Source organism: Cellvibrio sp. ARAG 10.3, from assembly GCF_051846955.1.
In the GTDB taxonomy this organism is placed as follows: Bacteria; Pseudomonadota; Gammaproteobacteria; order Pseudomonadales; family Cellvibrionaceae; genus Cellvibrio.
On the sequence record NZ_JBPYCU010000018.1, the window covers coordinates 48,533 to 63,275 of the forward strand.

The following is a 14,743-nucleotide window of genomic DNA, read 5'->3' on the forward strand; positions in this document are numbered from 1 at the left end:
TAGTCGATACTTTTTAGAAGCACTTGATCTGGTTATATATTGTCGATCTCGCTTCCTGATGGCGTTGAAAGTGGTTTTAGCCGGTTGAGGAGGTACAAATCTATTGATGTAGATCATAACGTCGACAGGTAATAAGTTGATAATGATCTGTAACATCGCCGCGCTACCCCCTTCCACCAAGAGGTTCTCATCATGTTCAAAAATATTCTGGTGCCGACAGACGGTTCGCCCTTGTCGGATAAAGTCATTAAATATGCTGTGGACTTTGCAAAAGATGCGGATGCCAAGCTGGTAGCCATTTCTGTTGCGGAACCTTATTTGCCCTTGCATGACGGCATGGCACCCGACCCGCTCTACATGGAGGAATGGCAACACCTGCACGACGAGCAAGTGTTCAAATTAGCGCACGATTATGTGCAGCGCGTGTCCGATGCGGCGAAGGCAGCCGGGGTGAGTTGCAAAACGATGACGGCTATCAACTTCAATCCTTACGAAGAAATTGTCAATGCTGCCGAAAAATGTGGTTGCGACGTTATCTTTATGGCCTCGCATGGCAGAAAAGGACTAAACAAATTATTTCTCGGCAGTGAAACACAAAAAGTACTCGCGAATACCACTGTGCCTGTACTGGTTATACGGTGATTCTGTTTATGGCAGCCAACCAAGCTTATGTCCTGACAATTAATGGAGGTTCATCGAGCATCAAATTCGCGCTCTTCGAATCGCCCCAAACGGAAAATGATGTCTCGATCCATTGTGTATTGAGCGGAAAGATGACCGGTATCGGTTCCTCACAATTGCACATTAATGCCAGCCTGCATCAGGGTGACCTGGAGAAACTGGAAGAAAGCGGCATCCTCAAACGCGCCTCACTGGAGACACAGGACTATTCGCTAACAGAGCGAGCAAACCAGTCCCCTATCCATCTTTTGCTGCAATGGATCAATACCCATATCGATACTAATTTGCTGCTGGCCGTAGGTCACCGGGTGGTTCATGGCGGGCCGCTTTATCGCGAGGCTGAGATTGTTACACCCGCCATGCTGACAACACTCGAAGAATGGGTTGCTATCGATCCTGAACACCTGCCGGAAGAAATCTCGCTTATCAAAGCCATCGCGAAAGATATGCCGGACGTTCTTCAGATCGCGTGTTTCGATACTGCTTTCCATCGCTCCCTGCCCAAGGTTGCACAACTCCTGGCTATTCCACGCCGTTATTTTAATCAAGGCATTCGTCGTTATGGTTTTCATGGCTTGTCTTACACTTTCCTGTTGCAAGAGTTGCGGCATCTTGAAGGGTCCCGGCGCGCAAGCGGCCGGGTGATTATGGCGCACCTGGGTAATGGCGCCAGCCTGACGGCGGCGTATCAAGGTAAAAGTGTAGACACCAGTATGGGGCTCACACCCACTGCCGGCCTCCCCATGGGTAGTCGCTCCGGTGATCTGGATCCGGGTTTATACGCTTATCTTGCACAAACAGAACAGATGAGCGCGGCAGCTTTTCAACACATGGTCAACCATGAATCCGGTTTGCTGGGCATTTCTGAAATCAGTTCGGACATCAGGGAACTACTGCTACATGAGCATGATGATCAGCGCGCAGCAGACGCTGTAGAGTTATTTTGTTATCAAACGAAAAAATGGATTTGCGCCCTGGCCGGGGCATTGAAAGGTGTAGATACCATCATCTTCACCGGCGGTATTGGCGAAAATCTGTCGGAAATACGCGCACGCGTTTGTGCAGGGCTTGAATTCATGGGCATAAAACTCGACGCCCAAAAAAATAACACCAATGCTGCCGCTATCTCAGCAGCCGACAGTCAGGTGCTCACCATGGTGATACCGACAAACGAAGAACTGGTGATAGCGCAACAGGTTTACCCCTTGGTAGGGCAAAGCGAACTGCGCAAGGCAGACATACCGCAGTATGCATTGGTCTCCCAGATTCGACGCGCGCATCACTGACCACCATCAATGAAGAGGGAATCATCGCGATGCATCCCACCAACACTGATGCCATCACGGCAAAAGCAACCCCGTTAAACACTGATTTACTGCACAAGATGAATGCGTATTGGCGTGCGGCCAACTATTTATCGGTCGGGCAAATTTATCTTTATGCCAATCCTTTGTTGAAAAAGCCGCTGTCAGCGACCGATGTAAAACCACGGCTTCTGGGCCATTGGGGCACCACACCCGGCTTGAATTTTATCTACGTGCATTTAAATCGCCTTATCAAGCAGCACGATCTCAACATGATCTTTATTACCGGGCCGGGTCATGGCGGTCCTGCATTGGCCGCGAACACTTATCTCGAGGGTTCTTATAGTGAAAAGTATCCCGAGGTTCCCCAAAACGAAGCCGGCCTGCAGCGGTTGTTCAAACAATTTTCATTTCCGGGGGGTATCCCCAGTCACGTTGCGCCGGACATCCCCGGCTCCATTCACGAAGGCGGTGAGTTGGGTTATTCGTTATCCCATGCATTCGGCGCTGCGTTTGATAATCCGGATTTAATCGTCACTTGTGTGGTGGGGGATGGCGAAGCAGAAACCGGGCCCTTGGCCACCGGCTGGCATTCCAACAAATTTCTTAATCCGGTCAACGATGGCGCCGTGTTACCTATCCTGCACCTGAATGGTTATAAAATTGCCAACCCAACATTGCTTGCACGAATTCCGCACGATGAACTGAGAGCACTCTTTATCGGCTATGGCTATCAGCCTTATTTTGTTGAAGGCGATGAACCAGAAACCATGCATCAACAAATGGCGGCAACGCTGGATCAGGTATTAGGAGACATACGCAGCATCCAACACAATGCGCGTATGCGGGGCATCAGTGGCAGACCGCGTTGGCCGATGATTATCTTGCGCTCGCCGAAAGGTTGGACCGGGCCGGACGAAGTCGACGGCAAAGCGGTCGAAAATACCTTTCGTTCTCATCAGGTACCGGTAAGCAATATGGGTAATCCAGATCATCTGGCCATCCTGGACCGGTGGCTGCGTAGCTACCGCGCGGATGAACTGTTTGATCAACATGGCAAACTGATTCCCGAGTTGGCCGCGCTGGCACCTACGGGCAAGCGGCGCATGGGGGCCAATCCCCATGCGAATGGCGGCATGTTGCTAACAGATTTAGTCATGCCGGATTTTCGCACCCACGCGCTGCCTATTCCTGCCCCCGGCGCAGTTGATGCCGAAGCGACCCGCGTGATGGGAAAATTTTTAGCCGATGTAATGAGCCGGAATCTGCCGAGTAAAAACTTTCGCCTCTTTAGCCCCGACGAGAATAATTCCAATCGCTGGCAGGATGTATTGGACGTGACGGCACGCACCTGGATGGCAGAAACAGTAAGCGGTGATGACAAACTGGCTGCCGATGGGCGCGTGATGGAAGTATTAAGCGAACATCAATGCCAGGGCTGGCTGGAAGGTTATCTGCTCACCGGGCGCCACGGTTTTTTATCCTGTTACGAAGCCTTTATTCATATTGTTGATTCCATGGTCAATCAACATGCCAAATGGTTAAAAGTGGCCAACCATATTCCCTGGCGCCGCTCGATAGCCTCACTGAATTATTTACTGTCTTCGCACGTCTGGCGACAGGACCATAATGGCACCAGTCATCAGGATCCGGGCTTTATCGATCATGTCGTTAACAAAAAAGCCGAGGTGATTCGTATTTACTTGCCACCAGATGCCAATACCTTACTGTCTGTTACCGACCACTGCTTGCGCAGTCGCAATTACATCAATGTCATTGTCGCCGGTAAAAATGAACAGCCGCAGTGGTTAAGTATGGATGCTGCTATTGATCATTGTGCGGCGGGTATCGGTGTGTGGGAATGGGCAAGCAATACGGGTGAGCAGGAACCGGATGTGGTTATTGCCTGCGCCGGGGATGTGCCGACAATAGAAGCTCTGGCCACCGTACAGTTGTTGCATACGCATTTACCCGAGCTAAAAGTGCGCTTGATCAATGTTGTGGATTTAATGAAACTCCAATCGCCCAGTGAACATCCTCACGGCTTACATAATGAAGATTTTGATAATCTGTTTACGCATGACAAGCCGGTGATCTTCGCCTATCACGGCTACCCTGCCCTGATTCATCGCCTGACCTATCGCCGCACCAACCATCAGAATTTTCATGTGCACGGCTTCCAGGAGGAAGGCACCACAACCACGCCTTTTGATATGGTGGTGATGAACAGGCTGGATCGCTTTCACCTGTTACGCGCCGTGATTGAGCGCATCCCCCACAGCGGATTCGACCTGGACGGCCTACGGCAGATGATCAATGACAAACTCAGGGAGCATACATTTTATATTGAGGAACACGGTGAAGACATGCCGGAGATTCGCCATTGGCGATGGCAGGGCCTGCGTAAATAATGTGCGAGAAATAAAAAAGGGATGCCCTCTCGGGCATCCCTTTTGGCAGGTCGATAACCGTTACACTTAGAAGTCAGCTCTGACGCCAAGGCTGATACGGCGGCCCGAAAACTCGTACATACTCGGGAACGACGGATCAATGGTGTACGCAGAGGTTTCTTCATCCGTGATGTTGATACCTTCCAGGGTAACCTTCACGTTGTCAGTCACCTGGTATCCCAAGGCCATATCTGTCTGACCGTAGGCATCACGATAAACCGGATACATATCGCTCGCGATGTACTCTACATACTTGTCTTTGTAGTTGTAAGAAATACGCGCGTCGAATTTATCGTTTTCGTAGTAGGCCGTCAGGTTATAAGTTCGATCCGCCAGACCTTCCGGTGGTGCCGGAATATCCAGATCAGACTCGCCGGTCAATGAGTTGTCCAGCATGGTGAGGTTGGCATTGATACCAAAACCGTCCAGGGATTCGTGAATGATGTTCAAGGGGAATTGTGCAATCAATTCAACACCGGATACATCGTAGGAACCTTCTGCGTTCACCTTCTGGTAAATCTCGAAGTCATACACGCCGTCAATGGTACCGTTAGCATTGTATTTGGTGACGTCTCTGACGATACCGGTCAGCGATTCACGCACCACGCCTTCAATTTCTTTTTCAAAATAAGATGCGGCAAAGAGCACACCTTCATCCATGTACCATTCCAAACCGATTTCCCACTGATCAGCATAAGTGGGTTTCAGATCCGGATTGCCATCGTAGTATTTGAAATCGTTGACGCTGACGGTGCGCTTATAGGCAATGTCACCCAAGGCCGGGCGCATTAATGTCTCGGATGCCGCAGCACGGAGCAACAGCGTATCGGTCAGCTCCATGGTCATATTGAGGCTGGGCAACACGTCGGTATAACTACCTTCTTTGGAGATTGGTGTCGGTGTATAACCGGTAGAACCATCTGAATTCTGCACCTGGTGATAACCGAAAGACAGTACCGATGTATCTACTGAACGCACACCTGCATTGATCAACACTGGCATGTCGGCGATATCAAATTTGAAATCGGCCATGGCGTAAAGGCTTACCACTTCTTCGTCAACGCGATAGTACTCGCTATCCGCAAATTCCACACCGAAACCATCGTAACGGAATTCGTTGCGCGCATAGCTGTTGGAAACTTGCGACCAGCTCGGACTGCTGGATGACTCAGACAAATATTCACCACCGGGAACCAGATCGGAAATCGGGGTTAACTCGCTGTCTTGCAAGGTTCGGACATTGCGCCAGGAGGTATCACCCTCTGCCGGGCCTCTCACATTATTTGTGCCGCGGTTACGCTCTTTGGATTTATCGGTGTAACGCACACCAAACTGAACCTGATCCAAAACCGGCAGGAAATCCCATTGCAGCGGCTTGATAAAATCCAGCTGTGCAGCAGATTTATCGTCCTGGATCTCCTCCAGATTGACTTCATAAGAATCGAACAGATAACGCTCTGGCGAGTTATACATGTCGATGCTGTTCGGGTTGGCGCTAACAACAGTTACACCACCGGTTGAGGTAAAACGCGAGCGCGATGGTGCAAAAGCCACGTGTTTCAGGTTGCTGGTATCAGAGGTTTTTTCTGCACCTGAATAACCCACCAAACCTTCAATGATCCAACCGGCAATTTCCCAATCCATCGTCAGACTGTATTGGGTGTAGTCGGTTTTATGAACGTTTTCCTTGCTCAGGAATTCGTGCTGGGTAGCTGCATAAGACACATCGCGCAACACAACAATACCGTGTTCAGCCAGGGTAGTACTATCGAACTCATGCACGGTTTCCAGCGCGCTGATACTGGATGCTGTATAAGCCGCTGCATCGTATTCATCTTCGGTATTATCGTAACCGCCGAGCATCGCATCGAAGGTCAGACTGAAACTACCGCTGGGCTGGAATTGCAAGGAGGTTGTCGCGCCCCACTTTTCCTGTTCATTCAAATAAGCACGATCACCGACCTTATCGTGGAACACCACACGGTTGGTTTGTTCCTTATCAAACGGATCGGTAATCACCACACCGGTATCGCGCTCAAGCACGTCAATGGTTTGATCTGATTGCCATTGTGATGAACCGGTTTTTTCAGTCCAGCGTGACAACGGACGGAAGTTGATACCGGAATTGGAGTCAGTTCTGTTGGTACGCTCGGACGCGGAGAAAGACACCAACGCACCCCAGTTGCCAAAGGTGTTGCTGGCCAGGAAAGATATTTTTGGATCAACCTCTTCAGAGATTGAATTATGGGCCGCTTCAGCAGAGACAACAAATTTGGGTTCGTTGTAATCGAACGGACGCGCCGTAGAAATCAGCACCGAACCGGCAATGCCACCTTCTTCATCGGCAGCGGTGGGCGATTTTTGTACGGTGACGCTTTGAATAATTTCAGAGGCGAAGATATCGAACTCGACATCACGACCGCCACTGCCTGACGCCGTCGCTAGGTCGTTGATAGACACATGGGTGAATTCGCTTGGCAAACTGCGCACATTAACGCGGCTGCCCAAACCTTTATTACGCTCAATGGTAACGCCCGGCATACGTTGCAGAGCTTCTGCCAGGTTTTGTTCGGGGAAGTCAGCGATGTCGGTAGCAACGATTGAATCAGAAAAGCCAACAGAAGTGCGCTTGATATCGATGGCTTGTTCAAGACTTTTTGCATAGCCACCGGTAACCACGATTTCCTCCAGGAAGGGTTGTGATTCGCTCGGTGCCTGCGCCATGACCTGGAAAGAACCTGTTGCCAGTGCCGCGCCAACGATAGTGCTGCCGATTGCCAGGCTCAAGTTATTCTTGTTTAACTTGATGGTATTTGTTGTGTTGTTTTTCAACTTGCCTACCTCTTATTCATCGCAGTTAGTAAAAATGAATGCTCAGCTATTTCTACTTCTTGTAAACAAGAGAAGACTCCTTCCCGGTGCCTGTGAGTACCCAGGTTCCTGATGGGAAATAGAAACGCAACGGCAAGGTAAACGGCGTTCGTTTCATTTTTATTGCGCGCTTTTATGCATTTAGATGAAATTTTTGTGACAGGGGAACTTCAGGCGGGAAATGCAGGTTGGTTTTTATCCAATGGCTCGGCGATGAATAAAAAACCAACCAGAAGAGATGATCACAAAACAGCCTTGGTTATTTACGTTTGAACCGCACCACTAATTCATGCAATTCGTTGGACACAGATTTTAACTGCCGGATAGAGGTCGCGGTGTTATTGACTGCATCTTCACTCTCATTGACAAGATCAGAAATATTACTGATCTGCCGATTTACATCCTCCACAACATGGGCTTGTTCATCGACCGCAGTGGCCATTTGTGTCGACATCTGGGCGATCTGGTTGACCGCTTCATTAATACCATTTAATGCCTTGGTACTCTCACTAACCTTGACCGCGCCCTGCTCTGCATCTTCCAAACCTTTTTCAGCCACCTGAACCGCCGATGACGCTTCCATTTTCAATGCATTGACGATGTTGTAAATATCCTTGGTGGAATCCTGGGTACGTCGGGCAAGGTGCCTGACTTCATCAGCCACCACCGCAAAACCGCGCCCCTGATCACCGGCACGTGCCGCTTCAATGGCCGCGTTCAGTGCTAACAGATTTGTCTGGTCTGCAATTTGCTCAATGATTTGCGCGGCCTGGGAAATATTCTGCGTTTGTTGCGCAACACCGGCAACCGATTCGCTGATGCGATGAACCGTCTTGCGCAATTCATCAATCGACACGCTCGCGCTTTGCGCCAGCTGGTTACCATGGTTGGCAAGCTGACTGGCCTCATCGGCGTGCTGCGCCGTATCCGATACGTGCCGCGCGACTTCACCGATGGTGGTGGTCATTTGATTCATTGCAGCCGATACCTGAATGGTTTCTGCCTGCTGACGTTCCACTTTTTCGACCATTAACGTAGTTAGCGCCTCGCCTTTGTCGGACTCTCTCGACACCGATGCCGCCGCATGTTCGATCCGCGTTATCACCGCACCCAGGTGCGCCTCCTGGCTCAGGATCGCCACCTTCACCTTGCCCAGGACACCGGAAGAATCGGTATAGGTAACTGCAGCCAGATCATGGGAAAAGGCTTTGGACAGCATGTTGTTGAGTGAATCAAACATCGCTTTTTTGTTGAAAGAACTCCATACGGCGTAGGCGATGGTGCTCGCCACCAACAAAATGCCCGCCAGGTTTTTGTAGTCAACAAAGAACGCGATCAACGCCGCGAGCAAGCCCGCAACCAGCAGAATGTTTTCTGCTGGTATTTTGCTACTCACCGAGTAGCCCTTGCCTTCCAGCAGCATCGGGTAAATTTTTGATGCGCGGGCAACATCTTCCGCTTTGGGACATGAGCGCACCGATTCGTAACCCACCACTTTGCCATTCTGGGTAACCGGTGTGACATAGGCATCGACCCAATAATAGTCGCCGTTCTTGCAGCGATTTTTTACCAGGCCCATCCAGGGCTTACCGGCTTTTAAATGTTCCCACATAATCTTGAATGCTGCTGGCGGCATTTCCGGGTGTCGAACAATGTTGTGGGGTTGGCCAATCAATTCGTCGCGACTGAAGCCACTGACATCAACAAATTCCTGATTGCAATCCAGGATCGTGCCCTGGGTATCGGTGACGGAGATTAATTTGACATGGGAGGGAAAACGACGCTCGTTAACCGTTATGGGTAGGTTCTTTCTCATCCTGTAAAACCCTGTGTTTGAAAACCACTATATTCCACTCCAATGCCATTTCAGTCGGGCCCGGGGTGTTAGATAGAGCATAGTTCAGGGAAGGGAATAATTAAAAAATTTCGCGAAAACAGGCATTGAGAATGGCTAGCAGAAGAAAAATGCGTCAGGGTATTATGGCGAGAGATTCCAAAAAACGGCTGGCGAGCCCCAGAGAAAATGTAACCAAGGGTAGCGGCATATCACCGCTACCCGCTTCGGTTTATGAGCCGATGGAGACCGAGCCCTGCATCAAGCTGATATGGCCGGGAAACGAACAAAAGAAGGTGTAATCCTCACCGGCCGTTAATTTATCTACACTGAAGGTAACGGAGGTTTTCTCACCACCGCCGATGATGTCAGTAAACGCAATCACGCGCTCATCGCCAGGTTTTACGTACTGGTTTTCCAAACCCGCTCCGATAGCATCACTGGCCACCGCACGCGCATCAGCCGCTTTGGTGATCACCACATTGTGACCCATGATATTTTTTGCCAACTTGCCGGAATGCGTAAGGTTGACGGTAAATTCCTTGCAGGATTTATCAATCACAATTTCGCTTTTATCGAACTTCATGGTGTCAGTGCTATCGATAGTTACACTGCAATCATCGGCCATAGCCTGCATCGACATGAGGGTTAATAAAACGGGGGTCATCAGGTATTTCATCTTCATGGATTAGTCTCCGCTAGGGTTACACATACTGGGTGGGAATTCGTCCGTGAGGATTCCCTAAAAACAATCCGTTAGCAATCAAAAGCATCCCGTATAAAGGTAAACAACTGTAAATTTTTCTCAGTTTTAGCTTCACCCCATAAACGTTTTCCCTGTCATGTCAGATCACTTTTGAGTAACGAATCCCGCTGCCGCTGTTCAGGTATTCATCAAATACCATACACACACGCCGGATCAGCAATCGTCCCGTGTTGTGTACCTGAATCCCTTTATCGCTCAGGGTCAATAGCCCATCTTCCACCATCGGTACAAGCTCAGCCAATTCTGTGGCGAAGTGAACCGCTGGATTGACACCAAAGCGTTGCTGTACCTGATCAAAATCGAGATAGAAATGGCAGATCAACTGATTGATCACAAACTGCCGTAGATGATCTTCATCGCTCAAGGTGAAGCCGCGCACCGAGGCCGGTTTGTCTGCATCAATTAATTGCTGGTACAGCTCAACCAGTTTGGCATTCTGCACGTACACGCCACCGAAGGCGCTGATTGATGACACACCAAAAGCCAGGAGATCGCAATCACCGTGGGTGGAGTAACCCTGGAAATTGCGCTGTAACACCCCTGCCCGCTGCGCCTGTACCAGGCTGTCATCCGGTTTGGCAAAGTGATCCATGCCCACGTACACATAACCGGCGTTTTGCAATGTTTCGATCGACATCGCCAGAATATCGAGTTTTTGTTGCGGCGAAGGCAAATCGCTGTCTTTGATCAACGCCTGGCTTTTGAATAAATGTGGCAAATGGGCGTAGTTGAACAAGGATAGTCGGTCAGGCGATAGCTCTATCACCTTGTTCAGCGTGATCGAAAAGCTCTGTGGTGTTTGCAGGGGTAAACCGTAAATCAGGTCCATGCTGATGGAATGATAAGCCTGCACGCGCAACGCATTGACCAGCGCGCTGACATCTTCCAGGGTGTTGTAGCGGTTCACCGCTTTTTGCACGCGCAGGTCAAAATCCTGCACGCCCATGCTGACGCGGTTGAAACCCAGTTTGCGCAGATGTTTCATGGTATTCGCGCTGACCCGACCGGGATGAATCTCAATGGCGTATTCACCCGAGTCATCATCCACCAGATTGAAGTGCCGCTGGGTAGCAGCCATCAACCAGGCCATTTCGTCATCGCTGATAAAGGTTGGCGTACCGCCGCCCCAATGTAATTGTTTGACCGGGCGCCCGGTATCAAACCACTGCGCCTGCATGGCCATTTCTTTTTCAACACGGCGCAAGTACGGTTCTGCGCGGCTTTTGTTGTGCGTGACCACCTTGTTGCAACCGCAGTAGAAACACAAGGTGTCGCAAAATGGAATATGAAAATACAGCGACAGAGGTCGCTGGCTGGCATTACTGCGCTCCACCGCTGCCGCAAAATCCGACTCAGAAAAAGTCTCACTGAATTGTGGCGCGGTAGGATAAGAAGTGTAACGCGGGCCGGCTAAATCGTATTGGCTGATAAGCGTCGGGTTCCAACTGAGCGGGACGTTATCGGGAGAATAAAATGGCGGCATGTGAGCCTCAAGTGCATGCATCGGAGGTTCGTCTTTTGAACAATGGCAGGCTAACAAATTGCAGCAAAGGCGGATTGATCTGAATCAATTGATTATCGCCGTCCCCACAAAAGTGTCTGATTAAAAAAGAAAATGCCATCAAGGGATGGCATTTTCGTGGTTATTCCGCCGCTAGAGTCTGACGGTCATTGTAGTGGGTTACCAAGCGAAGCGACGAGATACGCCCAAGGTAAACATCCTCGCATCCTGGTCGTAGCTGTCGAAAGAAATATTCACCAACCAAGGTAAATCGGGCAATGCATATTGCACCCCTGCTCCCAACGCAAATTGGGTTGAGGTTTGTTTGCGTTGCCCGATGCGGTTGTCGTTGGCTTTGGTTTCAATGGAAGACATGCCCGCTTTCACATACACATCCACCACATCGCTCCACACCACATAACCGACCATCAACGAGGGAATCTTGTAGCGGATCGCCGCATCGCTGATTTCCTCATCCAGTGCAGGATTAAGGTTGCCCAATTCCGCTTCACCGGCGTCGGTGTACTTGAGTTCCCAAAACCACGCCGGCGCGACGAACTGACCGAGGTGCACTTCCATCCCAAGGCTACCGGCACCGTCGGTGCCCCAGCCGTTCACACGTCCTTCCGGGTTGAGGTGCGCCGCACCCACACCCAAACCGGCATACCAGCAACGCGAAAGCTCATAACCGCCAGCTGCACAGTCATCCGCCGCTGCCTGGGCAGCGGGCAAGACGCCAAGCCCACTCGCCACCACCAACGCCGCCGTACGGCGACGGTGGTGCACGGCTTGTCTTACGACACCTGACAGACCCAACAGGGTCAGCAACCACAAGTTCATAGCGCCTGATCCTTTTACTGCTGTTTTCAGTTCACCGGTATCCTGTTCGTTATCAGGAATACCATCGTTATCAAAGTCACCGTTCTCCTTGTCATCGGTGAAGCCATCGTTGTCGCTGTCCAGGTCCAGATAATCCGGGATGCCGTCACCGTCTGTATCGCGAATGACTAATCTGGGTGCAGACACACCATTGGCTACCGCCGCGTCCACGCTGTCAGCAATGCCGTCGCGGTCAATGTCAACAAACACATCAATGCGACCGTCATTGTTGAGATCCAGTTGGCGCGATACACCGGCTTCAATTAAATCCCAGATACCGTCGCCATCGCTGTCGAGATCCTGGAAGTCCGGCGTGCCGTCGCCGTCGGTGTCGAGCGCGCCGAGCAATAGATCGATAGCGTCATGCAGACCGTTGCCGTCGCTGTCGCCGAGGTTGTCGATCCGCCCATCACCATCTGCATCGTTCAGGAAACGCAATCCGCTTTCGACAAGATCGGGAATCCCGTCATTGTCGCTATCCAGATCCAGGCGATCCGGGATACCGTCACCATCGGTATCGCGATCCGGGCCGACCTGGTCGGGAGAGCTGAAGCCGTTCTCAACCCAGTCCGGGATACCGTCGTTGTCGTCGTCCAGGTCCAGGGCATCGGGTATACCATCACCGTCGCTGTCGAGACTGCCGCCGAAGCTGCCGATTTCATAATCCACCACATCGGGAATACCGTCGCGATCCACGTCGGTGGTGTTGTCGATACGCCCGTCTTCGTCTTCATCGAAGCGTCCGAAGCCAGCATCAACCACATCATTCGTGCCGTCGTTATCGCTGTCCAGATCCAGATGATCCGGGATTCCGTCACCGTCGCGGTCACGCGGCGTGTGAGTTATCACGCCACCATCGGCCAGGCCATCCCAATTGTCATCGGGCAGGCCAGCTTCCACCACGTCGTAGATGCCGTCGTTGTCACTGTCCAGATCGCGCAGATCAGGGATGCCATCACCATCGCTGTCGCGCAGTCGGGCTGTGTCATCAATCCCGTCGCCATTGGCATCAGTGCCACCGGTTTGATCAACATCGAAGGCATCGTCAATACCATCGTTGTCGCTATCGAGGCCACTCGCACCGCCTTCAACACCGTCTGCAATACCGTCGTTATCGCTATCGGGGTCGAGGTAATCCGGCAGGCTGTCACCGTCGGTGTCGGTCGGCATAAAGTCATCGTCGATACCGTCACCGTTCAGATCAGTACCTGCGGTCTGGTCTACATCAAGGAAATCATCAATACCGTCGTGGTCACTGTCCATGCCGCTAAGCGGGATCATGTCGGCTTCCAGGCGGTCCGGGATACCGTCGCCATCGCTATCCGGATCGCGGTAATCGGGGATGCCGTCACCGTCTGTATCACGCGGCTCGTAGGCGTCATCGATACCGTTATTGTTCAGATCTGTACCACCCGTCAGGTCCACATCCAGCGCATCGTCAATGCCATCCTTATCGGCGTCGCTACCGGTCAGCTTCACGCCCAGCGGCGCTTCGATGTAATCCGGAATGCCGTCGTTATCGCTGTCGTTGTCGCGGTAATCCGGCAAACCGTCACCATCCGAGTCGCTGCTACCTTCCAATACATCCAGCAAGCCGTCGTTGTCACTGTCGAGGTCAAGGTAGTCAGGGATGCCATCACCATCGCTATCGCGGTTGGTCGCACGCCCTTCGTCCTCGTCAGAGATGCCGTCGTTGTCATTGTCGGTATCGCGGTAATCGGGTGTACCGTCGCCGTCCAGGTCGGCAAAGTCGTTGCCATCCTGCGGATCAGTACCTTCCACCACACGTTCCACATAGTCCGGTACACCGTCGCCATCGCTGTCTTTAAAGTCAGTGCGATCATTGGGATCGGTGCCCTCCGACTGCTCAACGTAATCCGGCACGCCATCGCCATCACTGTCGAGGAAGCCATTGTTGCTATCCGGGTCAGTGCCTTCAGCGCCTTCTACATAGTCGGGCACACCATCCCCGTCGCTATCTTTTACCGATTGCGGATCATTGGGGTCTGTGTTGTCCTCATTGGTCTCTACATAGTCCGGCACGTTGTCGCCGTCCGTGTCCTTGAAGGAGGTCGGGTCGGTCGGATCTGTACCGTCTACGTCTTCCACGTAATCGGGAACATGGTCGCCATCGGTATCTTTAAAGGACGTTGGGTCGGTCGGATCTGTACCATCCACCTCTTCCACGTAATCCGGTACACCATCAGCGTCGGTATCTTTGGCCGACGTCGGGTCGGCTGGGTCGGTACCATCGACGCCTTCAACGTAATCCGGTACACCGTCGCCATCGGTGTCTTTCGCCGAGGTCGGGTCGGTCGGATCGGTGCCATCTACGTTTTCGACGTAATCCGGTACACCATCACTGTCGGTGTCTTTGGCTGAGGTCGGGTCGTTAGGGTCAGTACCATCGACGTTCTCGACATAATCCGGCACGCCGTCGCTATCGGTATCGGTATA

The 14,743-nt window shown here is 51.6% G+C and carries 8 protein-coding genes; 3 read left to right on the forward strand and 5 right to left on the reverse strand.

All coding sequences use genetic code 11. The features are described from left to right. Nucleotides 1-192 precede the first annotated feature (192 nt). Genes ACSV5M_RS18160 through ACSV5M_RS18170 form a run of 3 tightly spaced genes read left to right on the forward strand, consistent with a single transcriptional unit; the run spans nucleotide 193 to nucleotide 4,396 of the window. Nucleotides 193-642 (forward strand): universal stress protein, encoded by a 450-nt coding sequence (locus ACSV5M_RS18160; protein WP_439177911.1) that lies wholly within the window; start codon nucleotides 193-195, stop codon nucleotides 640-642. An 8-nt stretch (nucleotides 643-650) separates the two neighbouring features. Next, complete coding sequence (locus ACSV5M_RS18165) at nucleotides 651-1,967, forward strand: acetate/propionate family kinase (RefSeq protein WP_439177912.1); 1,317 nt, start codon at nucleotides 651-653, stop codon at nucleotides 1,965-1,967. A 29-nt stretch (nucleotides 1,968-1,996) separates the two neighbouring features. After that, a complete protein-coding gene (locus tag ACSV5M_RS18170) occupies nucleotides 1,997-4,396 on the forward strand; it encodes a phosphoketolase family protein (protein ID WP_439177913.1) in 2,400 nt (799 codons plus the stop codon). 66 nt (nucleotides 4,397-4,462) lie between these two features. On the opposite strand, the gene ACSV5M_RS18175 is transcribed toward ACSV5M_RS18170, so the two are convergent. The 5 genes from ACSV5M_RS18175 to ACSV5M_RS18195 all read right to left on the reverse strand — a co-directional run. Continuing rightward, complete coding sequence (locus ACSV5M_RS18175) at nucleotides 4,463-7,267, reverse strand: TonB-dependent receptor (RefSeq protein WP_439177914.1); 2,805 nt, start codon at nucleotides 7,265-7,267, stop codon at nucleotides 4,463-4,465. Between the two features lie 298 nt (nucleotides 7,268-7,565). Continuing rightward, nucleotides 7,566-9,122 (reverse strand): methyl-accepting chemotaxis protein, encoded by a 1,557-nt coding sequence (locus tag ACSV5M_RS18180; RefSeq protein WP_439177916.1) that lies wholly within the window; start codon nucleotides 9,120-9,122, stop codon nucleotides 7,566-7,568. Between the two features lie 250 nt (nucleotides 9,123-9,372). Next, nucleotides 9,373-9,825 (reverse strand): azurin, encoded by a 453-nt coding sequence (azu, locus tag ACSV5M_RS18185; RefSeq protein WP_439177917.1) that lies wholly within the window; start codon nucleotides 9,823-9,825, stop codon nucleotides 9,373-9,375. A gap of 160 nt (nucleotides 9,826-9,985) precedes the next feature. Continuing rightward, nucleotides 9,986-11,389 (reverse strand): oxygen-independent coproporphyrinogen III oxidase, encoded by a 1,404-nt coding sequence (hemN, locus tag ACSV5M_RS18190; protein ID WP_439177919.1) that lies wholly within the window; start codon nucleotides 11,387-11,389, stop codon nucleotides 9,986-9,988. 198 nt (nucleotides 11,390-11,587) lie between these two features. Beyond that, on the reverse strand, nucleotides 11,588-14,743 hold a 3,156-nt coding region (locus ACSV5M_RS18195; protein WP_439177920.1), incomplete at its 5' end, for an outer membrane beta-barrel protein.